Below are 426 nucleotides of genomic sequence, written 5' to 3'. Positions count from 1 at the left end.
GGCGGCAACCGTGCGCGCCGCGACCTTTTCAACCGCCGCATTGCCGCGCCCGGCCTTGGCGAAGACCAGCGTCCTGATCGACCAGCCGAGATCGAGCGCGTCAATAACCAGCTTCAGGCCTTCGGCCATGAAGGCATTCTGCTGGTCGCGGAATTTCTTCAGCGCGAGCGCCTTGATGTCCTTGACCAGCGGGTTGGCGAGGCTGGTGACTTCCTTCACCTGCCCTGGCGCGCCTGCATGCCGTTCGTACGCACTCATTCAAGCCACCCAGCGTGAGAACAGCGAGGTCGAAAGCGCCCGGCCTGCGGATTTCTCGCGGATGATCAATTCGCCCGATTCGACCGTGCCGCCCATGCCGGCGAAGGTGTCGCGCATCAAGGCATGGATGGCGAAAAAAGAGGCGCGGATCGAATAGGCGGTCAGTAC

At 62.9% G+C, this 426-nt stretch carries 2 pseudogenes; both read right to left on the bottom strand.

From position 1 onward, the window contains the following. A pseudogene (locus E5W70_RS31570) lies at positions 1–258 on the bottom strand (RNA methyltransferase); the annotation flags it as partial. Continuing rightward, positions 259–426 (bottom strand): annotated as a pseudogene (locus E5W70_RS31565) (class I SAM-dependent rRNA methyltransferase); the annotation flags it as partial.

Origin of the sequence: Mesorhizobium sp., assembly GCF_005063415.1 — a bacterium.
In the GTDB taxonomy this organism is placed as follows: domain Bacteria; phylum Pseudomonadota; class Alphaproteobacteria; order Rhizobiales; family Rhizobiaceae; genus Mesorhizobium.
The sequence above is the reverse complement of the archived record's forward strand: the minus strand, read 5'-3'. Positions and strand labels throughout refer to the sequence as shown.